A 293-nucleotide genomic window follows, 5' to 3' on the forward strand; every position below is an offset into this window, starting at 1 on the left:
GATGTCTGCTTTTGATTACGAGTCTGGTTTAACTTTGTATCAGCGTACAGTAGAAAATAAGTCCAATGAGATACCGGCAGTTAGGGCCTTATTGGATGTGCTCGATATTGCAGATTCTATCGTCACATTAGATGCACTACATTGTCAGAAAGCGACACTTTCAGCATTGATTTCAAGAGGGGCTGACTATCTGGTTCAAGTCAAAGCGAATCAGAAAACACTCTATAAAGCAGTCACTTCATGTTTTGACACAGCCTTTGAAGAAGAAAAGAATTTGCCCGAAGATGTACAAA

At 39.9% G+C, this 293-nt stretch carries 1 protein-coding gene; it reads left to right on the top strand.

Going from position 1 to position 293, the window contains the following annotated elements; translation table 11 throughout:
- Positions 1-293: ISAs1 family transposase (locus tag CEX98_RS22135; protein WP_143484388.1), on the top strand; the 293-nt coding region annotated here is incomplete at both ends.

The organism is Pseudoalteromonas piscicida, assembly GCF_002744175.1.
GTDB lineage: Bacteria > Pseudomonadota > Gammaproteobacteria > Enterobacterales > Alteromonadaceae > Pseudoalteromonas > Pseudoalteromonas piscicida_B.